The sequence below is a fragment of the Actinoplanes lutulentus genome, assembly GCF_003259845.1.
Taxonomy (GTDB): Bacteria; Actinomycetota; Actinomycetes; order Mycobacteriales; family Micromonosporaceae; genus Actinoplanes; species Actinoplanes lutulentus.
In genome coordinates this window covers 51,269-73,625 of record NZ_QLMJ01000011.1, presented here as the reverse complement: position 1 = coordinate 73,625, position 22,357 = coordinate 51,269, and the positions used below count along the sequence as shown (strand labels likewise).

General features: G+C 71.0%; 28 protein-coding genes. 7 read left to right on the top strand and 21 right to left on the bottom strand.

All coding sequences use genetic code 11. From position 1 onward, the window contains the following. Positions 1-2: 2 nt before the first annotated feature. The 13 genes from B0I29_RS23160 to B0I29_RS23100 all read right to left on the bottom strand — a co-directional run bounded on the left by B0I29_RS23160 (position 3) and on the right by B0I29_RS23100 (position 9,204). Positions 3-359 carry a hypothetical protein gene (locus B0I29_RS23160; protein WP_111651152.1) on the bottom strand — a complete coding sequence of 119 codons (357 nt, stop codon included), beginning with the start codon at positions 357-359 and terminating at the stop codon, positions 3-5. Positions 360-408: 49 nt separating this feature from the next. Continuing rightward, on the bottom strand, positions 409-678 hold the full coding sequence (locus B0I29_RS23155) for a hypothetical protein (protein ID WP_111651151.1): 270 nt from the start codon (positions 676-678) through the stop codon (positions 409-411). A 586-nt stretch (positions 679-1,264) separates the two neighbouring features. After that, complete coding sequence (locus tag B0I29_RS23150; protein WP_111651150.1) at positions 1,265-1,687, bottom strand: phage tail protein; 423 nt, start codon at positions 1,685-1,687, stop codon at positions 1,265-1,267. A gap of 9 nt (positions 1,688-1,696) precedes the next feature. After that, a complete protein-coding gene (locus B0I29_RS23145; RefSeq protein ID WP_111651149.1) occupies positions 1,697-1,879 on the bottom strand; it encodes a DUF6760 family protein in 183 nt (60 codons plus the stop codon). Next, positions 1,876-2,214, bottom strand: a complete 339-nt coding sequence (locus tag B0I29_RS23140; protein ID WP_111651148.1) for a hypothetical protein — start codon at positions 2,212-2,214, stop codon at positions 1,876-1,878. The genes B0I29_RS23145 and B0I29_RS23140 overlap by 4 nt, the downstream gene beginning before the upstream one ends. A gap of 12 nt (positions 2,215-2,226) precedes the next feature. Next, complete coding sequence (locus tag B0I29_RS23135) at positions 2,227-2,673, bottom strand: phage tail protein (RefSeq protein ID WP_111651147.1); 447 nt, start codon at positions 2,671-2,673, stop codon at positions 2,227-2,229. Then, positions 2,670-4,187, bottom strand: coding sequence for a phage tail sheath family protein (locus B0I29_RS23130; RefSeq protein WP_111651146.1), 1,518 nt, complete (start codon positions 4,185-4,187; stop codon positions 2,670-2,672). The genes B0I29_RS23135 and B0I29_RS23130 overlap by 4 nt, the downstream gene beginning before the upstream one ends. 1 nt (position 4,188) lies before the next feature. Beyond that, positions 4,189-4,572, bottom strand: a complete 384-nt coding sequence (locus tag B0I29_RS23125) for a hypothetical protein (protein WP_111651145.1) — start codon at positions 4,570-4,572, stop codon at positions 4,189-4,191. Positions 4,573-5,016: 444 nt separating this feature from the next. Next, the gene (locus tag B0I29_RS23120; RefSeq protein ID WP_111651144.1) at positions 5,017-5,688 is read right to left on the bottom strand and encodes a hypothetical protein; all 672 of its coding nucleotides are present in this window, start codon (positions 5,686-5,688) and stop codon (positions 5,017-5,019) included. After that, positions 5,685-6,233, bottom strand: coding sequence for a Pvc16 family protein (locus B0I29_RS23115; RefSeq protein ID WP_111651143.1), 549 nt, complete (start codon positions 6,231-6,233; stop codon positions 5,685-5,687). Before B0I29_RS23115 ends, B0I29_RS23120 begins: the two co-directional genes overlap by 4 nt. Beyond that, a complete protein-coding gene (locus B0I29_RS23110) occupies positions 6,230-8,239 on the bottom strand; it encodes an AAA family ATPase (protein ID WP_220091393.1) in 2,010 nt (669 codons plus the stop codon). The genes B0I29_RS23115 and B0I29_RS23110 overlap by 4 nt, the downstream gene beginning before the upstream one ends. Positions 8,240-8,299: 60 nt before the next feature. Further along, positions 8,300-8,929, bottom strand: a complete 630-nt coding sequence (locus B0I29_RS23105; RefSeq protein ID WP_111651142.1) for a LuxR C-terminal-related transcriptional regulator — start codon at positions 8,927-8,929, stop codon at positions 8,300-8,302. Beyond that, the gene (locus B0I29_RS23100; RefSeq protein WP_220091392.1) at positions 8,920-9,204 is read right to left on the bottom strand and encodes a response regulator transcription factor; all 285 of its coding nucleotides are present in this window, start codon (positions 9,202-9,204) and stop codon (positions 8,920-8,922) included. The genes B0I29_RS23105 and B0I29_RS23100 overlap by 10 nt, the downstream gene beginning before the upstream one ends. Before the next feature lie 131 nt (positions 9,205-9,335). Here B0I29_RS23100 and B0I29_RS23095 point away from each other — a divergent pair, with 131 nt between their 5' ends. Both B0I29_RS23095 and B0I29_RS23090 read left to right on the top strand, forming a co-directional pair. Continuing rightward, the gene (locus B0I29_RS23095) at positions 9,336-9,974 is read left to right on the top strand and encodes a LuxR C-terminal-related transcriptional regulator (RefSeq protein WP_181557939.1); all 639 of its coding nucleotides are present in this window, start codon (positions 9,336-9,338) and stop codon (positions 9,972-9,974) included. A 94-nt stretch (positions 9,975-10,068) separates the two neighbouring features. Further along, positions 10,069-10,398 (top strand): hypothetical protein, encoded by a 330-nt coding sequence (locus tag B0I29_RS23090; protein WP_111651139.1) that lies wholly within the window; start codon positions 10,069-10,071, stop codon positions 10,396-10,398. Here B0I29_RS23090 and B0I29_RS23085 read toward each other — a convergent pair. After that, positions 10,387-11,472, bottom strand: a complete 1,086-nt coding sequence (locus B0I29_RS23085) for an SGNH/GDSL hydrolase family protein (protein WP_181557938.1) — start codon at positions 11,470-11,472, stop codon at positions 10,387-10,389. The genes B0I29_RS23090 and B0I29_RS23085 overlap by 12 nt on opposite strands. A gap of 16 nt (positions 11,473-11,488) precedes the next feature. Continuing rightward, entirely contained in the window at positions 11,489-12,994 is a 1,506-nt protein-coding gene (locus tag B0I29_RS23080; protein ID WP_181557937.1) for a GGDEF domain-containing protein, read from the bottom strand. 129 nt (positions 12,995-13,123) lie between these two features. On the opposite strand from B0I29_RS23080, the gene B0I29_RS23075 reads away from it, so the two are divergent. Both B0I29_RS23075 and B0I29_RS23070 read left to right on the top strand, forming a co-directional pair. Continuing rightward, positions 13,124-13,657, top strand: a complete 534-nt coding sequence (locus tag B0I29_RS23075; RefSeq protein ID WP_111651137.1) for an NfeD family protein — start codon at positions 13,124-13,126, stop codon at positions 13,655-13,657. Beyond that, the gene (locus tag B0I29_RS23070) at positions 13,658-15,187 is read left to right on the top strand and encodes a flotillin family protein (protein ID WP_245972689.1); all 1,530 of its coding nucleotides are present in this window, start codon (positions 13,658-13,660) and stop codon (positions 15,185-15,187) included. It begins immediately after the preceding gene. A gap of 175 nt (positions 15,188-15,362) precedes the next feature. Here B0I29_RS23070 and B0I29_RS45880 read toward each other — a convergent pair whose 3' ends face one another. Both B0I29_RS45880 and B0I29_RS23065 read right to left on the bottom strand, forming a co-directional pair. Beyond that, positions 15,363-15,539 (bottom strand): hypothetical protein, encoded by a 177-nt coding sequence (locus B0I29_RS45880; RefSeq protein WP_181557936.1) that lies wholly within the window; start codon positions 15,537-15,539, stop codon positions 15,363-15,365. Beyond that, positions 15,526-16,002, bottom strand: a complete 477-nt coding sequence (locus tag B0I29_RS23065; RefSeq protein ID WP_111651136.1) for a hypothetical protein — start codon at positions 16,000-16,002, stop codon at positions 15,526-15,528. The genes B0I29_RS45880 and B0I29_RS23065 overlap by 14 nt, the downstream gene beginning before the upstream one ends. 368 nt (positions 16,003-16,370) lie before the next feature. Here B0I29_RS23065 and B0I29_RS23060 point away from each other — a divergent pair, with 368 nt between their 5' ends. The 3 genes from B0I29_RS23060 (at position 16,371) to B0I29_RS23050 (ending at position 17,807) form a co-directional block, all read left to right on the top strand. Continuing rightward, entirely contained in the window at positions 16,371-16,964 is a 594-nt protein-coding gene (locus B0I29_RS23060; protein ID WP_220091391.1) for a helix-hairpin-helix domain-containing protein, read from the top strand. A 139-nt stretch (positions 16,965-17,103) separates the two neighbouring features. Further along, positions 17,104-17,508, top strand: a complete 405-nt coding sequence (locus B0I29_RS23055; protein ID WP_111651135.1) for a VOC family protein — start codon at positions 17,104-17,106, stop codon at positions 17,506-17,508. Continuing rightward, positions 17,505-17,807, top strand: coding sequence for a winged helix-turn-helix transcriptional regulator (locus tag B0I29_RS23050; RefSeq protein WP_111651134.1), 303 nt, complete (start codon positions 17,505-17,507; stop codon positions 17,805-17,807). The genes B0I29_RS23055 and B0I29_RS23050 overlap by 4 nt, the downstream gene beginning before the upstream one ends. Here B0I29_RS23050 and B0I29_RS45875 read toward each other — a convergent pair. Genes B0I29_RS45875 through B0I29_RS23035 form a run of 4 tightly spaced genes read right to left on the bottom strand, consistent with a single transcriptional unit; the run spans position 17,802 to position 22,344 of the window. Then, entirely contained in the window at positions 17,802-17,948 is a 147-nt protein-coding gene (locus tag B0I29_RS45875; RefSeq protein ID WP_181557935.1) for a hypothetical protein, read from the bottom strand. The genes B0I29_RS23050 and B0I29_RS45875 overlap by 6 nt on opposite strands. Continuing rightward, complete coding sequence (locus B0I29_RS23045; protein WP_245972688.1) at positions 17,945-19,864, bottom strand: hybrid sensor histidine kinase/response regulator; 1,920 nt, start codon at positions 19,862-19,864, stop codon at positions 17,945-17,947. The genes B0I29_RS45875 and B0I29_RS23045 overlap by 4 nt, the downstream gene beginning before the upstream one ends. Positions 19,865-19,921: 57 nt before the next feature. Beyond that, positions 19,922-21,877, bottom strand: coding sequence for an NAD-dependent DNA ligase LigA (gene ligA, locus B0I29_RS23040; RefSeq protein WP_111651133.1), 1,956 nt, complete (start codon positions 21,875-21,877; stop codon positions 19,922-19,924). Between the two features lie 32 nt (positions 21,878-21,909). Further along, the gene (locus B0I29_RS23035; protein WP_111651132.1) at positions 21,910-22,344 is read right to left on the bottom strand and encodes a MarR family winged helix-turn-helix transcriptional regulator; all 435 of its coding nucleotides are present in this window, start codon (positions 22,342-22,344) and stop codon (positions 21,910-21,912) included. Between the last annotated feature and the right edge of the window lie 13 nt (positions 22,345-22,357).

Genomic DNA, 22,357 nt, shown 5'->3' with positions numbered 1-22,357 from the left:
GCTCACCCCCTGCCCCGGCGCTGCTGCTCGATGCGCATCTGCCGGTCGAAGCGCCGCCACAGATCCCGGCTGAGCGCGTCCATGTCGATCGGCGGCCGTGCGGGTGTGCCGGGTCGCCCCGCGTGCTCCCGTACCGGCGCCGGCTGCGCGGTTCCGGTCACGGTTCCGCGATGCACCATCGGCGCCGGGATGACGTCGCGACCCGGACGCGTGCCACCGCGATGCTCCAGCTCCGCGACGCGGCTCACGCCACGCGGTTTCCCGACCATCCCCGGGTACGCGTAACCGAGCGCACCACTCCTGCCCAGCCGGCCGGAGCCGCCGCCCCCACCCCGGGCAACCGGGCCGGCGGCAGCCACCGGCCGGCCTCCCACGATGGTGGTGAGCCGTGGTTTTCGGGCGGGCCGTTCATGCCAGGATCGGCCCGAGGCGGGCGGTGACCCCGGCGTGGGTGTCGCGCTCGGCGGTGAGAGCGGCATGGGTGGCGCGCTCGGCGGTGAGAGCGGTGAGAGCGGTGAGAGCGGTGAGAGCGGCGTGGGTGGCCCGTTCGCGGCGGGCGCCCACCGGCTTCCCGCGACCGTGGCACGTGGCGGCCGGCGCGAGGGCGATCCTTGCCGCGATCCGCCCGAGGTGGCCGAGATGGGCGGCGCGCTCGGCGGCGGTGTCGCGGGCGCCCACCGGCCTTCCGCGATCGTGGCAAGCCGTGGTTGACGGGCGGGCCGTTCGTGCCACGATCTGCCCGGCGTGGCCGAGCCGGGCGGTGCGCTCGGGGGTGCGCCCGGTGGCGGTGCCGCGGCCGTCCGGCGGACATCCGCGATCGTGGCGAGGCGGGGTCGATGTGCGGGCGGCACCTGCCACGATCGGCCGGGGGGAGCGGGAGGAGCCGGCTCGGGAGGGGTGGTCGCTCGCCACTCTGTTGCGATCATGGCGAGCAGCGGTTGATGTGCGGGCCCGTCCGGTTGGGATCTGTTCGGGACAGGGCGCGTGCGGTCACGCGTACCCAAGGGGTGTGAAGGGTGGGGTGGGGCAGGGAGCGGGACCACCGCGCGGAGGTGGTTCGCGACCTGGAGTCGCACCGCGAGCTGGAGTGTCACCTGGATCGGCGTGCCGTCGGCGCAGTGATGGGTGGGCACCGGCGGTGGCGGAAGCCGGAAGATCAGGGTGAGAGGCCGCGGTGTGCGCGAAGGCCGGAACGGCCGATGGGTGGCGGGCGTGCCGGAGCGGGCCCGCATGGGTGCGGGCCGGGACGGCAGACGGCCGGATCTCATTGGCGGGTGAGTCCGGCGTGGACCAGTTCGACGGATTCGGTGGCGACGGCGTCGGCGAGCGCGTCCAGTTCGGCGCCCGTCCAGCGGGCCGGGTACGCATCCGCGCAGATCCACCGCCACGCCTCGGCGCGCACGTCGTCGAGCAGGATCACCGAGACCGTGCGGCGCGCGACGAAACCGCCGATCACCTGCTGATGCCAGTCCCAGAGGGTGGTGTCGACCAGGCCGCGGCGCAGGACCAGCGGGGGATAGGTGGTCACCCCGGCGATCGGGTGTTCGAAGTCGTTCACGCCACCCTCCCGGTAAGGCTCGATGCGGGTCTGCCGTTCGATGCCGGTCACGCTCTGGAAACCGCCGGCGGTCGTGCCGTCGACCTCGACGACGAACCGGAACCCCCGGTAGGGATCGAGCCGGACCATCGCGGCACCTCAGGCGATTTCGAAGGGGTTGGCGGGCGTGCCGTCGAGCCGCTTGTTGATGCGCGAGATCTCCGCGCACCAGCGCCGCCGCTCGGCGTGCTCCAGGGACATCAGTTCGGTGTGCGACCAGTGCAGGTGGTAACCGACGAACGCCATCTCCTCGTAGAGCCGATCCACCGGGTACGCGCTCATCGCGGGTCGCCCACCAGCGGGAAATCCGGCGCACGCCCCGCGACGCCGTCCTCGTCGTTGAGGGCCTCGTAGAGTTTCTGCAGGTAGTTCAGATCGCTGGCGAACAGCCCTTCGACCACCTTGGTGTTCACGTCCGGCAGCGAACCGAGCCGGGTGATGACCCGGGCCAGCACGATGACCGTCAGGTACGCCGGGTTCTGCTGCACCCGGGGGTCTTTCAGCGGCAGGATCTCGTCGGCCGCGGTGGCGAGGCGCATCACGCCGTCGGCGTGCAGGACCCCGTCCGCGTCGAGGTATCCCTTGGGCAGGGTGAACGTGACTTCGGTGGCGAACATGGGACGCCCCTCCTACGGGATCCGCCGGATGCCCTCGTTGCAGAGCTCGAGGGTGTCGATGGCGACCTCGTTGCCGGTGCCGTTGAGGTCGGTCGGGTCGTACTTGCACGGCCAGGCCCGGGTGATCTCGAAATGCGCCCGGTCGCGGCCGGCCTCGTCGCGGACGTGGATCAGAACCGTCTTGCGGATCTCCTCGAGCAGCGTGCCGCCCTGTGCGACCTGCTGGTGCCACTCGGACAGCTCCATCGAGTCGGTGACACCCCACTTGAGCGTGACGTTGGCGTACTTGGTGAGGCCGCTGAGTTTGCGGACGGTCGGTATCTCGTCGCCCTCCCGGTACTCGATCGGGTCGGTCGACAGGTCGCCGATGGTGACCTCGGAGAAACCGGCCTGGGTCACGCCGTCGATCTCCAGGCTGAACCGGAAGTTGCGCAGCGGGTCGGGCCGGGGCTGGGTCATGAGGTGGCCTCCTGGGTCTTCTGGAAGATCCGGAAGACCACGAACTCGGCCGGCCGGACCGGCGCGATGCCGATCTCGACGACCAGCATGCCGTTGAGGATCTCCTGCTCGGTCATCGTGTCGCGGCCCACCGCGACGGAGAACGCCTCCTCCTCCTTGTCGCCGAAGAGCGCGCCCTCACGCCACTGGCTGCGCAGGAACAACGTGATGGTCTGCCGGACGCGCGCCCAGAGCCGGGTGTCGTTCGGTTCGAAGACGACCCATTGCGTCGAGATGTCGATGGACGCCTCGATGAAGTTGAACAGCCGCCGGACGCTCACGTACTTCCAGAGCGGATCGCTGGACATGGTGCGCGCACCCCAGACCCGGATGCCGCGGCCGGGGAAGCGCCGGACCGCGTTGACGCCCTGGGGGTTGAGCAGATCCTGGGTGCGCTGGTTGACGTCGTACTCCTGGCCGATCGCGCCGAGGATCACCTCGTTCGCCGGCGACTTGAACACCCCGCGGGTGGCGTCGGTGCGCGCGTAGATGCCGCAGACCGCGCCGCCCGGCGGCACCTTCTTGCGCATGCCGCTGCGCGGGTCGCTGATGTAGATCCACGGGTAGTAGAAGGCGCCGTACCGGGAGTCGGTGACCTGGTCGCGGGGGAGTACCTGGGCGGCGTTCGCCTGGTCGGGCAGCGCGTCGACGACGGCGATCCGGAAACGGTTGCGTTCGCAGTGCGCGACCACCAGGTTCGCCGTGGCGTAGTCGCAGCCGGGCGCGTACACCACCGCCACCGAGCGGAACTCGTCGAGGTCGAGGGCGGCCAGGCCGGTCGGCGCGTCCGGGTTCGGGTCGCCGTCGAAGCGGGGCGCGACCACCGGGTCGCCGTCGGTGCCGCCGTCGAGCAGGTCAGCGGCCGGCTGCGGCAGCGCCAGGTTCTCCGGCGCGGAAACCTCGGCCAGCACCGAGTTGAAGTTGTTGATCCGCTTGGCGAAGAAGGCGGACGATGCCGGGTTCACGCTGAGGTCGTCGAAGTCCTCCGACACGGTCGGCAGCACCGGCGCGGTGGCGATCGCGTCCGCGTCGGCCGGCACGTTGCGCGGGTCCGCCCAGTAATCCAGGCGCAGGCGGAACCCGACCGGGTTCCCGTTGCCGTCCTTGGTGGAGCCTTCGAGCACGCGTACCCAGGTCTGGTTGTATGAGGCGCCGGGGCCGAGCGCGGTGACGGTGAGGTCGCCGAGCACGCGGGTGGCGGTCTGCGCGTTCGCGCCGGCGATGCGGGTGACGAAGCAGCGGCGGCCACCGTTGTCGAAGAACGTCTTGACCGCGTACGGCATGAACTTGTCCTCGCTGAAGATGTCGCCGAAGTAGCGGACGTACTCGCCGTACCCGGTGACGAGCCGGGGCAGCAGCGGTCCGCGCAGCGTCTCGCCGAGGAAGGCCGCGGTGCTGGTGGCGACGCCCTCGACGGGTTTGGGCCCCCGTTCGATCTCCTCGATGTAGACGCCGGGCGCCAGGTACTCGGGCATGTCACTTCTTCCTTTCGGCCGATGCCGGTGCCGGTGCTGGTGCCGGCGCTGACGGCACCGGTTTGTCCTTCATCTCCTGCCGCAGCCGGGTCCCGCTGTTCTTGGTGTGGTCGTCGAGGGCGGCCTTCGCGGTGTCGAGGGCGGCCTTCTTCGCGGTGACGGTGCGTTCCTTGTCGGCGAGGTCCTTCTCCGCGTCGCCGAGGCTGGTCAGGGCGGTGAGCAGGGATTTCGGTAGGTCGCCGGTAGCCACGAGCGCCGGCTCACCGGTCAGTGCGGGCTCGAAGTCCCGGTGCAGCACCAGGTAGGCCAGGGCGTACTGGCGTGCCTCGCCGGCCTTGACGATCTCGTCGCGCAGCGACTTCAGCCGGGTGTGCCGGGCCTTCACCGAGGCCGCCAGCTTCTTGTACGCGTCAGCCAGGCCGGCCCGGGTCCGGACCGTCTCCTTGGCCTGATCGCGGGCCGTCTCGGCGTCGCGGAGTTCGGTCGTCGCGGTGCCGACCCCGGTGGTCAGCTCGTCGCGTTTCGGGTCGAGCGCGTCCGCCTTGTCCCGGACGTCCTGGGCGATGTCGCCCAGCAGGGTCTCCAGGCTCTCCTTCTCGGTGGCGAGGAACTCGGCGAACGACTGCTCGGCGCTCGCCAGGGCGGGGTGGGCGCTCGCGTACGCGTCCCGGTTCGCGCCGAAGTCGCGCTGGGCAGTCCGCAGCGCGGTGAGCCGGCTCTCCTTGTCGATGAACGCGCCGTCCTTCTCCGCCTTCTGCTGGCGCGCGTCGTCGGTCTCGGTCGCGAGCTGGTCGATCCCTGCTGTCGAGCACGGTGCGGTTGGGGTCCGTCACGGCCGCGCGCTCCTTCCGGTCTGGTGGGTGAACCGCGGGACGGTGTCGCCGTCCAGGTCGATGTCCGCCGCGAAGACGTGCTCGCGGCCGTGTTCCAGGTCGATCGCCACGTCCCGGTCCGCGCCGAAGTGCAGGACGGTGGGTACCGGCGCCGGCTCGCCGAGCGGGGCCACGGTGATGCCGACGGCGAGGGCGAAGACCCCGTCGCCGTCGGTGGTGGCCGGGAACTGGCGACCGGCGGCCTCCGGCGGGGGCTCGGCGCTGACCGTCAGGCCGGCCACCGGTTCCCGTACGCCCGGTTCGCCGCCCGATCGGATCACGGTGCCGCGGACCAGCACGGCGACGTCGCCGAAGCCGGCGTCGGCCCGGCGTTCGAGCGCGACGACGCGCAGGACGCCGTCGCGTGACGGCCGGAACGTGATCGGGCCGGGCTCCCGGTATCCGGCGCGCCCGGCCGTGACGCGAAATGTCAGGTCCTCGCCGGCCGGGTGATTGAGCAGGACGAACAGCCCGCTGCGGTTGCGGATCAGCCGGGTCTCCCGGCGGCCGGCGGTGTCCAGGTGCACCTCGGCGTCGCGCAGCACGGTCCGGCGGGTCAGCCCGTCGATGAGGTGCAGCACCGCGGTCACCACGTCGGTACGGCCCGGCTCGAACACGATGTCGCTCACGGCAGCATCACCCCGTGCCGGGAGCGGTGCTCCAGGACCGGCGGCCCGGGCGTCTCCGGGTCGGATTCGACGGTCACCGGACTGACCAGGTAGACGATCGACGTCCGGTACGACGTCTGCGGGAACAGCCCCCACACCCGGCTCAGCTCCTCCATCGAGTACGGCTCGACGCTGATCCGGGCCTCCCTGACGAACGGCTGGGTGTGCAGAGCCCGGATCGCCCGGCCGAGCGTGACCAGCTCCTCCGGATCGGCCAGCCCGTTGCCGCCGACACCCGTGGAGCGGAACACCGACAGCAGGTAACGCAGGTCCAGCGGCAGCGCCTCGGTGACGGTGAACGGCCCGTCCGGATCGCCGGGGCGTGCCACGAAACGTGGCTCGTTGCGCATCGCCTGATTGGCGACGACGTGGAAGAGGAACAGGCAGAGCTTGCGGCTGCCGACGTCCTCGGCGTTGGGCGGGCCGACGTACACCTCGGATTCGACGGCGGCGGCCAGGCGCGCCTGGAGCACACCGGTCACCTCGGCGATCGCGGTCGCGGTCATGGCTTCAGATCCCGCTCGGCGTTGAGCATGCCGATCTTGTGGAGTTCCCGGCGGGCCGCGGTGCTGATGGCGTCGGCGTCGATGCGGCCGTCGTTCGCCGCGGCCTGGAACGCGGCATGCAGGGCGATGTTCTGGATGCTGCCGCCCGGGATCGGCAGCCGGTTCGCCAGCGGGTCGAGGTTCAGCCCGGCGTCGATCGGCGCGTCGTCCGGGAACGCCTTGCGCCAGATGCCGCGCCGGTCCGCCGCGGTGGGCATGGTGAAGTCGGCGACGAACCGCAGGCGCCGGACGAACGCGCCGTCGATGTTCTGCTTCGCGTTGGTGGTGAGGATCGCCAGGCCACGGAACGACTCCATCCGCTGGAGCAGGTACGCGACCTCGACGTTGGCGTGCCGGTCGTGGGCGTCCTTCACCTCGGTACGCTTGCCGAACAGGGCGTCGGCCTCGTCGAAGAGCAGCACCGCGCCGGCGCGCTCGGCCGCGTCGAAGACCGCGTCGAGGTTCTTCTCGGTCTCCCCGATGTACTTCGAGATCGTCCGGGACAGGTCGACGTGGAACAGGTCGACGCCGAGATCACCCGCGATGATCTGCGCGGCCATCGTCTTGCCGGTGCCGCTGGGTCCGCTGAACAGGGCCACCACGCCGTTGCCGTACGGCAGACGCCCGGCGAACCCCCATTCGTGCAGGACCCGGCCGGCGTGCAGGACGTGGGCCGCGATCCCCTTCAGCAGGTCTTCGAGTGCCGCGGGCAGGACGATGTCGTCCCAGTCGTACGCGGGTTCGACCTGCTGGACCCCGGCCGGCAGCGCGGCCCGGGTGAGGTCACGGGCGGCTCGCTGTACCTGGGCGAGCACGGTCTCGGCGGCTCCCGGGTCGACAGTGGACAGGGCCCAGGCCATCTGCTCCGGTTCGACCAGGGCGGTGGTCGCCAGGCGCCGGATGCCGGCCGCGGACAGCCCGGCGTCCGCGCGGGCGGCGGCGCTGGTCCACCAGTGGGCCCGCTGGTTGATGGTCACCAGTGGCGCGCGCAGCAGTTCGGCGGTGATGCCGGTGTCCACGGCCAGGATCCGGACGGTGCCGGCGGCCCGGGTGAGCGCGGCGTGTTCGGCCGGGCCGGCGTGGCGTACGGACACGCCGCTGCCGATGAGGCGGCCCAGGACCGTCCAGTCGGTGACGGCGTCGGCGCGGTCCGGTCCGGGCTCCACAGTGGCGAGGTCGCCGTCGATCAGCGGTACGCCGGCGGCGGCGGCCACCCGGTGAAACCACGGCCCGGCGTCGATGAGGCGCAGCACGGTGCCCGGCCGCAGCCGGGCCGCCAGGGCGGCTTCCTCCCCGGAGGGCTCGGCGCCGGCGACGGGCGGCAGGTGACGGGCACCGATCGCGGCCGCGGCCCGCGCGACGTCGCTCGCCGACGGGTATGTCAGGAGGGCGACGACAGCGGGGGACGGCGCGAGGCCGGCGTCGACGGCGGATGTTCCGGCCGGGGCGGCGGGCCGCAGCAGGCCGATACCGAGCATGCGTGCGGCCGCGGTGCACCGCAGGTCCCAGGCGGTGAGGGCCGGTTGCCGGATCAGCTCGGCCAGCAGGGTCAGGCCCGGGCGGCGGCGGCTCATGTCGTCCTGGAGGACGGCCACTGCTGTTCCGTACCGGCCGTCGAGCTCGGGTGCCAGCACCAGGCACAGCAGGCGCAGTTCGGTGTCGGAGAGCGTGAACTCGGCGGCCACCCGGGTGAGCGCTGCCGGCAGGGCGGCCCGGGTGCGGATGATCAGGTCGTCGGCCGCGGCGAGGCGCTCGGCGGCGTCGTTTCCGGATTCCCTGTTTCCGGGCTCTGGTGCTGCTGCGAAGCCGAGGCGGGTGAGCACGTCGCGTGCGGACACCGACCAGCCGGGCACCCCCGCTGCCGGCGAACCGGTGCGGCGCAGCAGGCAGCGGCCGAGGCTGAGGTCCAGCCAGGCGGTCAGCGCTGTCAGTGCCACCGAATCGGCCGGTGGCGGCTGCTCGTACATAACGGTGAGCTTCGCGGCGGCCGGGCCGCGCGGCCATGGGCCATCGGATCCGGGAAGGGCTCAGCGGCGCTGGGCCTCGTACCAGGACGCGGCGTGCGACCGGCCGCTGAGCCGCAGCTTCTCCAGGATGTTGTGCACGTGGTTCTTGACCGTGGAGACCTCGATGAACAGCCGCCGGCTGATCTGGCGATTGCTCAGGCCGTCGGCGAGCAGGGCGGCGATCTCCTGCTCACGGCTGGTCAGCGGGGTGGCCGGGGTGACCCCGCGCTGCTGGTCGGCGAGTACCGCGAGCCGGCGGAACAGGCCGCCGGTGATCGACGGCGAGCACACGACCGCTCCGGCGGCCACCTGCCGCAGCGTCTCCACGAGCTGGGACAGGTCACCGTCGCGGTGCACGCACGCGGCCGCACCCGCCTCCAGGCAGGCGATCACGTCGTCGTCGCTGTCCGGTACCCCGATCGCGACCGTACGGATCCCGGGCAGGCCGGTGGTCAGCGCGCGCAACGAGTCCCGGACGCCGGCCGGGGTCACGTCGACGAGCACGACGTCCGGGCCGAGCCGCCGGATCCGGGTCATCCCGGCGGCGTCCGGGCTGGCGTCGCCGAGCACGGTGACCTGCGAGAGTTGCGCCAGTGCCGCCCGGATCGACTCGCGGAAGAGCCGGACCTGGCCGAGGATCGCTACCCGCATCGCCGGATCCTCGCCGCCCGCACGGGGGGTCCACCATGGGCCGTCGGATCCGGAACCGGGACCAGGCCCAGCCACTGAGCCCGGAGCACCGTGTTGAGCCGGTCGGCCGTGGACAGCTTCCGCTGCAGGTTCTCCTGATGCTTGGCGACCGTCCGCGGGGAGATTCCCAGCCGGCGCGCGGCCGCGGCGACCGGCAGGCCCTCGGCGAAGGCGGTGAGCACGGCCAGTTCGCGCGGGGTGATTCCGTGATCGGCGGCGATCTCGGCGGCGGTCATTCCAGCATCGTCGCGCGGTACCGGAATCTGCCGCATCGGATGATTCGGTCGAGCGCCGTCTCGATCAGCGGCTACGCGTAATCACGTATGTCGTGGCCCCCGGGGGACAGGCCAAAATGGGGCAGGGGCTCATGAGAATTGTGATCATCGCGGCGGTGCGCCTCTACCGTGAGGGACTCGCGGATGTGCTGCGCCACCAGGGAACCTTCACCGTGACCGGCACTGCCGGCAGCGGCCCGGCCGGCGTCGAGTGCGTGCGGCGGCACCGGCCCGATCTGGTGCTGGTGGACAGCACCACACCGGGTGGAGTCGGCATCCTGACACAGCTGCGGGCCGTGGCGCCGCAGTCGCGGGTGGTCGTGCTGGGCGTGGCCGAGGACGTCATCGAGATCGTCGCCTGTGTCGAGGCGGGCGCGGCCGGTTACGTGCCCCGCGACGGTTCGATCGCCGACCTGATCGCGACGCTGGAACGCGCCGGACGCGGTGAGGCGGTCTGCCCGCCTGCGGTACTGGCCGGGCTGCTGCATCGCGTCGCCGAGATGACCGGCGGCGGCGGCTTCCTGGAAAGCGGTGAGCTCACCAGCCGGGAGCTGCAGATCGTCGCGCTGATCGAGAACGGCCTGACCAACCGGGAGATCGCCGACCGGCTCTCGATGGCGCCGTCGACGGTGAAGAACCACATCCACAACATTTTCGACAAGCTCCAGATCCGCCGCCGTGCCGAGGCCGCTGCCTGGGCCCGCCGGCACCGGGATCAGGGCCGGGTCTGAACCCGGTCTGGATCCGCCGTCTCATGGTGTGGTGCCCGGGCGGGCACGGACACTGCGGGGACACCTCCAGCAGGACAGGACTGGCGTGCGACAGGTGACCGTTCTCCTCGATCTTCGCGGCGTGCTCGGCGGCGTGGTGGGAACGCTGCTCGGGGACGCGTACGGTGCCGCCGTCCGTGAGGTGCCGCCCGGTGTGCCGCTCGACGAGGTGGTCGCCGGGGCCGGGGTGCTGATTACCGACCTCGGCGGCGACAGCGATCCGGCGGTGCTGACCCGGCTGCTGCGGCGCCACCCCGGGCTGCGGGTCCTGGTGGTGGAGGACGATGGGCGTACCGGTTCGCTCTGGGAACTGCGCCCGCACCGCATCGCCCTCGGTGAGCTCTCGCCGCAGCAGCTGATCGAGGCCGTCGGGCTAACCCGGTGACAGGAAACCGGTGAGCGCGTCGGCCGTGTGCGCCGCGCCCTTGTCGGTCATGTGGATCAGATCGTCGCAGTACAGCCCGAGCCTGTTGTCCCCGGACGGGGGCAGCTGCCGGGCCGACAGGTCGAAGTAGCTGACCTCGCTGTCCTCGTCCGCGACCTCCTGCCACGCATCGGTCAGCCGGCTGAAACCGTGCGCCCGCCCGGGCCCCACCCGCGGCGACCCGTAGATCACGAACGAGGGGTCGGAGTGCTCCCGGACCGCCTTGATCACCGTCTTCAGATTCCGCTTGATCGTCGGTCCCGGCACACCGGTGCGCCAGTCGTTGACCCCGAGCTGCAGGATCACCAGATGCGGCCGGATCGCCGCGAGCCGCGGCGCCCACGCCGGCACGTTCGAGGCGAAACTTCCCGTCGTACGCCCACCGTGCCCGCCGTTCCACACCTGGATGCCCCGGTTCTCGTCGCCGTCGAACGTGACGAAGCCGTTGATCCGGCCCACCCCGCTGACCGCGATCGTGTGGCTGCCCGCCGGCAGCGGCCCGGACGACCAGGTGGTGCCGCCGGCGACCGCCGAGACCTGGCCGTCGACGGTGACCTGGAACCGGCCACCCGCGTACCAGACCTGCACGCTCGTCCCGGTGAAGGAGTGCGTGAGCGAACCGCCATGCAGGTCGTACCCCTTCAGCGCCCATCCGTCCTCGGGCGGCGCCGGCCTGCCGCCGGACGCCAGCACCGGCCAGCGGTCCGGGCGGCCCCACGCGGCCACGAAGTTCGCCCCGCCCGGCGCTCCGGGCACACCGAACGCGTGCCGCAGGTTGTCGGCGAGCACCGACACGTACCCCCGGCCGTACGCGCTGCCGACTCCCTCGGTGCTCGACGAGCCGATCACCGCGACGACGGCCGGTTCGTACCGCCGGTTCGCCAGCGCGGCGTGCCAGGACAGCAGCGACAGCCGGTCGGTGACCGGATCCGCGGCGCGGGCGGGTGGAGCGGTGGCCGCGCCGGCGGCGATGCCGGCCACGACTGCCCCGCCGGCTACGGCGCCGGCCCTGATGAAATTGCGGCGATTCGTCATACAGTCGCCCCCCGATCTACATGCGACTTGTCCGCAGTGTGGGCGAGGATGCCTCATCGAGGCAATAGACGGATCGGTGACTTTGGGTGCGTTTGTTCTCGTACATCTGGGCATCCGCGATCGCCAGAAGGTCGTCCGGGCCGACCGTTCTGCGTTGCGTCCAGACGGTGGTACCCAGGGCGGTCGAGACGCGGAGCGTCTCGCCACGCCAACTGACGGGCTCGCTCAAGGCGCGCACGATCCGGGTGCCGAGAGCGTACGCGGTATCGCTGTCAGCATCCGGACAGAAGATGAGGAACTCGTCGCCGCCGATCCGGGCGACCACATCACCCGAACGGACCGCTCCGGTGATCCGGTGGGCGGTGGCGCGCAGCACCGCGTCACCGGCCTCGTGCCCGTACCGGTCGTTGATCGGCTTGAAGTCGTTCAGGTCGCAGTAGAGCAGGGCCAGGTCGCCGCCGAGCCCGTCGGCGTGCCGGGCGATCGCCGTCTCCATCACGGTGAACAGCCGGCGGCGGTTGACCAGCCCGGTCAGCTCGTCGTGCGACGCCTGGTGTGCCAGGGCCTCCCGGTCACGGCTGCGCTGCAGGTTCAGACGACCGATCCGGATCAGTACGAGCGGGATCGTCAGCATCGGCGCGATGGTGAGCAGCGGGCCGTCCACGGGTGAGCCGGCGAGCTGGCCGATCGCACCGACGACCGGGACCATCAGCATGGCCGCGCCGAACATGCCGAGCTGCAGTTTCGGCGCCCGGTCGGTGGCACGCACCCGCGGGTTCATCAGGTCGTGGGCGCTCGGGTGCAGGCCGGCCGCACCGAGGCTGAGGTACCCGACCGCGAACAGCAGCGCCGGCACCGAACCCTGGTCGGAGTCGGCCGGCAGCATGTTCACCACGGCGGTGCCGAGCAGCGTCAGCCCCAGCGCGCCGAAGAGGAACCAGAGCGTGATGTTGCCGCGCCCGCTGGTCCGGGCCACCCGCAGCAGCGCGCCGCAGATTCCGAACAGCACCAGCAGCTGGGTGAGCGCGAACAGCTGCGCGGCGGTCGTGTCGCCCTTGGCCAGCATCTGCGGCCGGAACAGGAACTCCCAGACCGGCGCGGCGGCCGCGATGCCCCAGACCGCGGCGTCGATCGTGCCGCTCGCGTCCCGCGGCGTGTGCCGGAGCACGATCATCAGGCTCGCGGCCAGGAAGAACACATAGCCGACGAGCTGTGGCACCACGGCCAGCCAGGGTGCCGGGGTCTCCTGGCCGCCGTGGATGGCGGCGGGCATGTACCAGGCGGCGTTGGCGGTGCTGAGCATCACCAGCGCGAGCATGGTGAGCAGCCAGGGACGCCGGTCGGGCAGGCGGTTGACGCGTACGCCCATCGCGATGCCCAGGGTCGCCAGGACGCCGGAGAGCAGCATCAACAGCAGGCGTACCGGCTCCGAGCCGGTCAGATATCCGGCGGTGAAACCGGTGGCCACGACGAGGAACCCGACCGGCACGCCGAGCCGGGCCCACTGCCCTGGAGGTTTCACGACCGGCCCCATCGCCAGCCGGAGCCTGGTCCTGAGAAATATGACAGCACCTGTCATGTCCCTGTTAGCGCGGCTGCCCTACGCTGTGGGCCCGGTCGATGACCGGTCTGAGCAGGGGGGAGCTTCGCGGTGACGACGGCGACCGTGGTGTTTCTGATCATCGGCGGAGTCGGTCTGGCGATCCTCGCGTTCGCTCTCCTCGGCGGTGAGATCGCGCACCTCGGTGGTTTCGGGGCGGACGGACTGGTCTCCCTCGAAGCGGTCGCCGGCTTCCTCGGCACGCTCGGTTTCGCCGGAGCGATCGCCGCCGAGCTGTTCGATGCGCGTACCCCGGGATTTATCGCAGCGGCGGCCGCGATCGCGCTGCTCGCAGCGTTCGCAGGCGCCTGGCTCGCGTTGCGTTTCTCCCGCGCCGCGCGCGACATGCCCACCGACGCCACACCCACCCGACTGCACCTGATCGGCACGATGGGCGTCGTGGTGACCGCGGTGCCCGCCGGCAGCGGTTACGGCGAGGTGCGCGTCCGGCTCGGCGGGCAGCCGGTCAAGCTCTACGCCCGTGCCGAGCAGGCCCTTCCGGCCGGCACCCCGATCTTCGTGGTGGAAGCACCCACCGACACCAGCGTCGTCGTCGAGGCGACCCCGCCCACCGGAAAGGCATAGATGTCACCCCTTCTGATCGCGATCGCAGGCGTGGTCCTGCTCATCGTTCTCGTCGTTCTCTTCGTGCTGTCCCGGATCAAGGTCGCCGGGCCGAACGAAGCGTTCATCATCACCGGCCGCAAGGGCCGGGTGACCCAGTCGGCCGACGGCACCAGCAGCACCGACCTCTCCGGGCAGAAAGTCGTGATGGGCGCCTCGGTGTTCGTCATGCCGGTCGTGCAGCGGCTCCAGTCGCTCGACCTGTCCAGCCGCCGCATCGACGTCAGCATCAAGGGCGCGGTCTCCAAGCAGGGCATCCGTGCCGAGCTGCACGGCGTCGCGATCGTGAAGGTCGGCGGCACCGAGGACGCGATCCGTGCCTCCGCCCAGCGGTTCCTGCACCAGCAGGCCGAGATCGAGGACTTCACCCGTGAGGTCCTGGCCGGCGCCCTGCGCTCGATCGTCGGCCGGCTCACCGTCGAGGAGATCATCCGGGACCGGGCGGCGTTTGCCAGCGCGGTCGCCGAGGAAGCCGAGCACTCGATGACCAACCAGGGTCTGGTGCTCGACACGTTCCAGCTGCAGGACATCCTGGCCGAGGGCTCGTACCTTCAGGACCTGGGCCGTCCCGAGGCCGCCCGCGTGCTCAAGGACGCGGCGATCGCCGAGGCCCGCGCCCGGCAGGCCGCCGAGCAGGAGCGCCTGCTCGCCGAGGAGGCGATCGCCGAGGCGCAGCGCAACCTGTCGCTGAAGCAGGCCTCCATCGCCGCCGAGATCGACGCTGCCAAGGCGAAATCGGCAGCGGCCGGCCCGCTCGCCCAGGCCGAGCGTGAGCAGGCCGTTCTGACCGAGCAGCAGAAGGTCGCCGAGCGCAACGCCGAGCTCAAGCAGCGTCAGCTCGACACCGAGGTCCGCAAGCCCGCCGACGCCGCTCGGTACAAGGTGGAGCAGGAGGCCGAGGCCGCCCGTAACGCCGCGGTCATCGGCGCCGACGCCCAGCGTCAGGCCACCATCGCCGCCGCGCAGGCGTCCGCCGAGCAGGCCCGCCTCACCGGTGAGGGCGAGCGAGCCCGTCGTGCCGCGCTCGCCGAGGCGCACGCCATCGAGGGTGCCAAGGAGGGTGAGGCGGAGCAGCGCCGGCGTACCGCGATCGCCGAGGCGATCGAGCGCGAGGGCACGGCCGAGGCCGCGGCCATCCTGGCCCGTGGTCAGGCCGAGGCCGAGGCGATGGCGCGCAAGGCCGAGGCGTTCAGCGCCTACGGCGAGGCCGCCGTCCTCGACCTGCTGGTCAAGGTGCTGCCGCAGGTCGTCGAGGCCGCTGCCGCCCCGATGGGCGCCATCGACAAGATGACCGTCATCTCGACCGACGGCGCATCGTCGCTGACCAAGTCGGTGGCCAACAACGTGGCCCAGGGCCTCCAGCTCGGCTCCGACCTCACCGGCGTTGACCTGGCCGGCCTGCTCTCACGCCTGGGAGCAGCAAGCGCCTCCACCGTCGCAACCCCGAAGCCGGCACCCGCACTGGAGGAGCCCAACCACACCAAGCAGTAACCGCCCTTCGCGACCAACCCCGGCGACCGGGGATCGGCCCCAGGCGAGGCGCTCGGTTCCCGGCGGCCTTGGGTGAGGCGCGCGGTCTCCGGCGGCCTTGGGTGAGGCGTGCGGTTTCCGGCAAGCAGTAACCAGCGGCCCACCCGCTTCAGGTGCGACGAGCGCCTGAAGCGGGTCAGGCCCGGACGGCACGCCTTGCTCTCGCTGCGGCCGGCCGGCATGCCTTGCTCTTGCTGCGGCCGTCGCCGTGCGGGTCCGGCACGCCGCCGCCGGCGAGGGCGGCGAGGATGGCGAACGGCGCGGCCACGACGAGCCCTGCGCCCATCGTTTGGGTGCCCTCACTGGTGCTCATCGGACGCGGGATGCCTGGCACGCCGGCTGGTGATCGCTGACAGACTTCGCCACCATCGCTCGTCGATAGTCAGCTCCCGTGTCTCGAACAGTGCCCGCTCGAATGCAAGCAGATCGATGGGCCGGATGAGGCCTCGGCGAGCGACTTCCAGGACCTCGGCCGGGAGGCGGACGCCGTGTGACTCTACGTAGTGGCTCAAGCCTTCAGGCCAGACGAAGTGCTCGCCGTCGGTCATCTCGGTACTGCCATTGAGGACGCCGCATACGCGGCAAACCGAAAGTCCCGCGAAGGCCACGTACACCGTCCCCGAGCGCAGATACGCGACCACCGCGTCACGTTCCTCTGCCGGCAAGCTGTCATCGAGGAAGTCGTGGACATCCGGCCAGCCGTCAGGCGTCGAAGGGTCGTCCCAGTAGCCGACGAGTCGCAGCACTTTCTGGCTCATTGCGTCCACCCGCTCCACGGATTCCAGGCTATGTCGCAGACGTTGAGCGAAGATCTCGGGTGACTGCGGCGATCAGACTGTCATCCGGCGTTGCCGCAGGTCCCGTTGGATGGGCGACGGCCTGTGCTGAACTTGGTGCGTGCAGATGCGTCCCACAGAATTGGCGGCGATCCGTGCCGGCGACGTCGACGTGGCGTTCCGCCGGTGGGAGCGGCCTCGGGTCAAGGCCGGTACCCGGATGCGTACCGCGGTCGGATTGGTCGAGGTCACGTCCGTCGACCGTGTGCCGGTGGAGACGCTGACCGCTGCGGACGCGCGCCGGGCCGGGGCGGCTTCGCTGGCGGCGCTGCGGCAGGGACTGGACCGCCTGCACCCGGAACCGGCCGGTGTACCGGATCGGGCTGCGGTACGCCGGCGCCGACCCGCGGCAGGCTTTGCGGGAGGTGGTACCCGACGCTGCCGAGATGGACGCGATCGGCGCGTGGCTCGACCGGCTCGACCGCGCCTCGTCGACCGGCCCGTGGACCCGGGCGACGCTCTCTCTCATCGACGAACTGCCGGCCACCCGGGCACCCGACCTCGCCGAACGGATGGGTCGCGACACCCCCTCGTTCAAACAGAACGTACGCAAACTGAAGGAGCGCGGCCTGACCGAATCACTGGATATCGGGTACCGGCTCTCCGCGCGCGGCGGCGCCGTTCTGGATCACGAGGGACATCCCCGGGCCGCCGGCGGCCGCTCAGCACCGGAACCCGGCATCCCCTTGCCGCACCTCGGCGCCGCCGCGACCCGGGCGCTCACCGGGCGCGGAGTGGTCCGGCTCGAACAGGTGGCCGGGCTCAGCGCCGGCGAGGTGCAGGCACTGCACGGCGTCGGGCCCTACGCCATGGGCCTTCTGCGCTCGGCCTTGGACGCGGCCGGGCTGGCCTTCCGCGACGGTCCCGGCACATCGCCGCCCGCTACGCCAGAGACACCGTGAACATTTCGTTCGCAAGCCGAACGTCCGTCTTGCCGCGGAGTCGCGCTGCCGGCCGATGAGCCTGCTCGTCACCGCGGGACACGCTTGCGCAGGCCGCATGCCCCTTGACGGGCTACTTGCATTTTGCAAGCATGGCCGTATGAGCCTTTTCATCACCTGCCCGGTTGAGAACGTCGAGCGCGCAACCGCCTTCTACACGGCCCTCGGCTGGGTCCTCAACGCCGAGATGTCCGACCACAACGTGTCGTGCTTCGCGATCGCGCCCGAGCAGTACGTCATGCTCGGCAGCCGCGAGATGTACGCGAGCGTCGGCGGAGTCGAAGAGCTGATCGGCGGACCGCAGACGCCCTCGAAGGTCACCGTCTCGTTCAACCTGGGCAGCCGCGAGGCGGTCGACGAGCTCGTTGACCGCGCCGGCGCCGCCGGCGGGCGGATCGGTGACACCGACGACTACCCCTTCATGTACCAGCGCCAGTTCGACGACCCCGACGGCTACCACTACTCACCGTTCTGGATGAAGGCGGACGCCGATCCGGCCGCGTGAGCGACCTCGCGGCGGCCCTCGACATCGTCGGAGCACGGTGGGCCCTGCTCATCGTGGACCGGCTGCTCGACGGGCCACAACGCTACGGCGATCTGCAGCGCGACCTCGGCGTGCCGACGAACATGCTCGCGACACGCCTGCGCGAGCTCGAAGCGGCCGGCGTGCTGGTCCGCCTGCCCCTTCGGCACAACACCCGGGCCTATGCGCTGACCGATCGTGGGCTCGCCTTGCGCGAAGCGATCGTCGCACTCGGCAACTGGGGCAAGAACGACGCCCAGGAACCGTCTCTCGAATCATGATGTGGTCCAGAGCAGGATCCCCGCGAGGGTGAGTACGGCCTGGTAGTGCACCGCGAGGTCGTCGGTGCGCATGGCCAGGCCGCTGGGGCGGCGGACAGCGGTCCCGCAGCACCGCCCGGTTGCGCGCGGGTGGGTTCTCACGCCTCCGAGCGGACCCCGATCAGCACATCGCCGAGTTTGAGGAGCAGGTCCTGGCCGGTGAACGGCTTCTCGATGAACGCGATGTCGTCGTCCAGGATGTGCGTGGTCCCGAGCAGTCCGTTGCTGTACCCGGACATGTACAGCACCGGCAGATCAGGCCGGCGTTCGTGCAGCAGCTCGACCAGCCGGGGCCCGGATATCTCCGGCATGATGACGTCGGTCAGCAGGACGTCGCATTTCTGCGTGCCGAAGGCGTCGAGGGCTTCCGGGCCGTTGTTCACGGCCACCACCCGATAGCCTCCGCCGGCCAGGATGCGGGTGACGACGCGGGCCAGCGCCGGCTCGTCCTCCACGACCAGGACGGTACGCCCGGCGCCGTCGGCGGGGGTGATCCGGGCGGCCGGGGTGTGCGGGGCGGCGCCCTCGGGCACCAGCGGCAGGTATATCCGGAACGTGGTGCCGATGCCCTGCTCCGAGTACAGGTTGATGCCGCCGCCGGCTTCGGCCACGATGCCGTACACGGTGGCCAGGCCCAGTCCGGTGCCCTTGCCGTGCGGTTTCGTGGTGAAGAACGGTTCGAAGATGCGTTCGGCTACCTCCGGTGGGATGCCTTCGCCGGTGTCGCTGACCAGGATTCGGGCGTACACGCCGGCCGGTAGCGGCGGCTGCATGTCCATCTCGTCGCCGCCGAGCGTGGCCGTGTTGACCTCCAGGACCAGGGTGCCGCCGTCCGGCATCGCGTCCCGGGCGTTGATCGCCAGGTTGAGCAGTACCTGCTGGATCTGACCCGGGTCGGCGTGTACGAAGATCGGCCGGCCGGACGGCACCGCGATCAGCGTGATGTCCTCGCCGATCGTGCGTGCCAGCATCGCCTCCACCTCGGCGACCGCCGGGTTCAGGTCCATGTCCTGCGGCTGTACGGCGTCGCCGCGGGTGAACGTGAGCAACTGCCGGGTCAGGTTGGTGGCGCGTTCCGCTGCCGTCGTCACGTGCGCCAGGTCCGCGCGTACCTCGGGTTTGTCCTCGCACATCTCGGCCGCGAACTCGGTGTAGTTCTGGATGATCGCGAGGATGTTGTTGAAGTCGTGGGCCACGCCGCCGGCCAGTTTGCCGAGGCTCTCCATCCGCTGCGCCTGATGGCTGCGCTCGGCCATGGCACGTTGCTGCTCGGCCGCCTCCATCGCGGCGGTGATGTTGCGGGCCACCACGGAGGCGCCGATCAGTTCACCGGCGGCGTCGCAGATCGGGGCGATGTCGACGGCGATCCGGATCGTGGCGCCGTCCTCGCGTACCCAATCGGTTTCGTCGTGCAGGCCCGTCGCGCCGCTGCGGATGCGGTCGAGCAGCTCGTCCGGCCGGTTCAGCACCGTCACGGGCGCACCCAGTGTCTCGCGTGCGGGCAGGCCGAACAGCTTCTCGGCGCCGCGGTTCCAGGCGGTGACCGTGCCCCGCGGCGAGAGCCCGATGATCGCATCGTCGATGTGGTCGACCACGGTCGCCAGGATGGCCTGCTGGTGGGCGGCCTCGTTCACGGCCGCCTGTTCCCGGGCGCTCGCCTCGTCGAGGCGGTGCTGACCCCACGGGTCGACGTAGATCGCACCGGGGCCGAGCAGCACCGCATAACCGCGTCGCAGCGTCCAGTAATAGATGCCGATCATGGCGGTGACGGCGTCCCAGATCGCGGTGGCCCACAGCCAGGACGCGGAGGAGTGGCCGTGGCCGGCGCCCCGGATCGTCATGAGCGCGTGCAGGCCGTGGCCCACCGCACAGCTGAAGAAGATCATCGCGGTGGCGACGGCGAGTTTGTTGGTGCGCAGCTGACCGGCCCGGTTCACGGGCACCACGATCGCCATCATGATCGCCATGTAGGCGACCATGATGATCAGGTTACCGCCGAGGTAGAGCTGCTCCGGCACACCCTTACTGATCGGGTGCCGGGCAGCGGTACTTACCCTTCTGGGACGCCGTGAAACTCAGGCCAGCATCCGGGCGAACTCCTCCGGGTCGAGGATCGGGATCTCCAGCTGGGCCTTCTTCGCCTTGGTGGTGCCGGTCTCGGCGGTGACCAGCGCTGTCGTCTTGGCCGAGACGCTGCCGCTGGCGGTGCCGCCGAGGGCCTCGATGCGCTCGTTGACCGTGGTGCGTGTGTAACCGGGGACGCTGCCGCTGACCACGTAGACCTGGCCGGCCAGCGGTTTCGCCGAACCGTCGTCGACCACCGCCATCGACAGCCCGTGCGCGGCCAGCCGGTCGATCACGTCGCTCATCGCGACCAGGCCGTCGACGACGTGCTGTGCCTTGATCAGGCCCATCTTGTCGATCTCGGCGATCTCCTCGACGGTCGCGGCGCGCAGCGCGTCCATCGTCTTGAACCGCGATGCCAGCCACCGGCCGACCGAGCGGCCGGTCATCCGGATGCCGAGCGCCGTGATGACCCGGTTGAACGGCTGCTCCCGGGCCCGTGTCAACCCGGTCATGATGCGGCCCGCGGTCGAGGCGCCGACCTGGCGGCTGCCGTCACCGGTGCGCAGCGTGGTGAATTGATCGAGAGTCACGTCGAACAGGGAGGCCAGATCCTTGACCAGACCGGCCTCGGCCAGCGCGATCACGATCTCCTCACCGAGGCCGTCGACGTCGAGACACTCACGGCTCGCGGCATAGGTGATCGCCCCGACGACGGAACAGGAAGCGGTGTGGCAGCGCCACAGCAGGCTCGACTTGTCCCACGGCTCGCCGCACTGCGGGCACACCTCCGGCGGGGTCCACGGGGTGAGGCCGTGCGGCTGCTCGCCGATCGGGGTGGTCACCCGGGGGATGACGTCGCCGGCCCGCCACACCGCCACGGTCTGACCGATGGCGAGACCCTGGTCGAGCACCCACTGGGGGTTGTGCAGGGTCGCCCGGGTCACCGTGGTGCCGGCCACGTAGACCGGGTCGATGACGGCGCGCAGGGTGATCCGCCCGGTGCGCCCGACCCGCACCTCGATGTCGCGCAGCACGGTGGCGGCGGTGTCCGGCGGGTATTTGAAGGCCGCCGCCCAATACGGCGTGCGGCTGGCCAGCCCGAGCCGGCGGCGGGTCACCTCACGGTTTGCCTTGATCACCGCCCCGTCGATCGGGAAGACCAGGTCGGCGCGGTGCGACCCGATCTCGTCGATCGCGGCGGTCACCTCCTCGGCGGTGAACCGCTCGCCGGCCACCGACGGAATCAGGTCGCAGGCGGCGGGGAAGCCGAGCCCGGCGGCGAACGCCATCCGCTCCAGGTGGCTGTCGAAGGTGCCGCTCACGTCGTACGCCGCGAAGGTCATCGGGGTGTCGTAGGTGCGGTCGATGCTGCGGATCGACCCGGCGACCGCGCCGCGCGAGTTGACGAACGCCTTGGCACCGGCGGCGACCCGGTTGGCGCTGGCGGTCTCGAAGTCGGCGACCGTCATGTAGACCTCGCCGCGGACCTCGCCGGTCCAGTCGCCGGTGAGCGCGACCGGCAGGCCGGCGACACCCTTGCGGACCTGGGCGGTGACGTCCTCGCCGGTGCTGCCGTCACCACGAAGTGCGGCAAGCGTCAAACGGCCCTCGACGTACTCCGCGCGGATCGCCAGGCCGTCGAGTTTCACCTCGACGAGGCAGCCGTCGCCGCCGAGGGTGGCGACGAACTCGGTGACCTCGTCGGCTGTGGTGATCTTGTCGAGCGAGAGCATCGGCGTGGGGTGCCGCACGTCGCCACCGGCCGACGAGCCCGCCGCGACCTCGGTGGTGACGCCCTGGTCGTCCCAGTCCGGGTTTGCCTTCAGCGACGCCGCGATGCGGTCGGCGAGCACGTCGTAGTCGGCGTCGGTCATCACGACGTCGCCGCTGTCGTAATAGGCCTGTGCGGCCTTGCGCGCCTCGGCCACCGACTGATCGAACTCTTCACGGGTCACGAACACCATGGCGGCAGCCTAGAACAGAGGTACGACACTTTTCACGCCTGTAGGAAGCTGACCAGCCCATCCAGTTCGGGATGTTTCGTGGCTTCCCGCAACGACTCGGCGAGGGCCTGGTCGTGGGTGGGGCGGGCCTGGTGCAGCAGGGCCTGCCCGGCCGGTGTCAGCTCGGTGTAGATGCCGCGCCGGTCGTCGGCGCAGAGGATGCGGGTGAGCAGGCCCCGGTCTTCCAGGCGGGTCACCAGGCGGGTGGTGGCGCTGCTGGACAGCGCCGCGGCGCGGGCGAGCTGGCGCATCCGCATGTGCCAGCCGTCCTGGCGGCTCAGTGCGTCGAGCACCGTGTACTCCACGACGGAGAGCTTGTGCGCGGCCTGCAGGCGGCGTTCCAGCTCGGCCTCGATCAGCCCGTGCAGGGCGGCGAGGCGGCGCCAGCCCTGCGCGCGTACCTCGATTGCGTCATCGGTGATCCCCACGTGGCCGACGATA

Coding starts and splice junctions, on each gene's coding strand:
- B0I29_RS23150 (WP_111651150.1), bottom strand. CDS start 1,687: ATGGTCCGGCTCGATCCCTACCGGGGGTTCCGGTTCGTCGTCGAGGTC.
- B0I29_RS23145 (WP_111651149.1), bottom strand. CDS start 1,879: ATGAGCGCGTACCCGGTGGATCGGCTCTACGAGGAGATGGCGTTCGTC.
- B0I29_RS23140 (WP_111651148.1), bottom strand. CDS start 2,214: ATGTTCGCCACCGAAGTCACGTTCACCCTGCCCAAGGGATACCTCGAC.
- B0I29_RS23135 (WP_111651147.1), bottom strand. CDS start 2,673: ATGACCCAGCCCCGGCCCGACCCGCTGCGCAACTTCCGGTTCAGCCTG.
- B0I29_RS23130 (WP_111651146.1), bottom strand. CDS start 4,187: ATGCCCGAGTACCTGGCGCCCGGCGTCTACATCGAGGAGATCGAACGG.
- B0I29_RS23115 (WP_111651143.1), bottom strand. CDS start 6,233: ATGACCGCGACCGCGATCGCCGAGGTGACCGGTGTGCTCCAGGCGCGC.
- B0I29_RS23110 (WP_220091393.1), bottom strand. CDS start 8,239: ATGTACGAGCAGCCGCCACCGGCCGATTCGGTGGCACTGACAGCGCTG.
- B0I29_RS23105 (WP_111651142.1), bottom strand. CDS start 8,929: ATGCGGGTAGCGATCCTCGGCCAGGTCCGGCTCTTCCGCGAGTCGATC.
- B0I29_RS23100 (WP_220091392.1), bottom strand. CDS start 9,204: ATGACCGCCGCCGAGATCGCCGCCGATCACGGAATCACCCCGCGCGAA.
- B0I29_RS23095 (WP_181557939.1), top strand. CDS start 9,336: ATGAGAATTGTGATCATCGCGGCGGTGCGCCTCTACCGTGAGGGACTC.
- B0I29_RS23085 (WP_181557938.1), bottom strand. CDS start 11,472: ATGACGAATCGCCGCAATTTCATCAGGGCCGGCGCCGTAGCCGGCGGG.
- B0I29_RS23070 (WP_245972689.1), top strand. CDS start 13,658: ATGTCACCCCTTCTGATCGCGATCGCAGGCGTGGTCCTGCTCATCGTT.
- B0I29_RS45880 (WP_181557936.1), bottom strand. CDS start 15,539: ATGAGCACCAGTGAGGGCACCCAAACGATGGGCGCAGGGCTCGTCGTG.
- B0I29_RS23055 (WP_111651135.1), top strand. CDS start 17,104: ATGAGCCTTTTCATCACCTGCCCGGTTGAGAACGTCGAGCGCGCAACC.
- ligA (WP_111651133.1), bottom strand. CDS start 21,877: ATGGTGTTCGTGACCCGTGAAGAGTTCGATCAGTCGGTGGCCGAGGCG.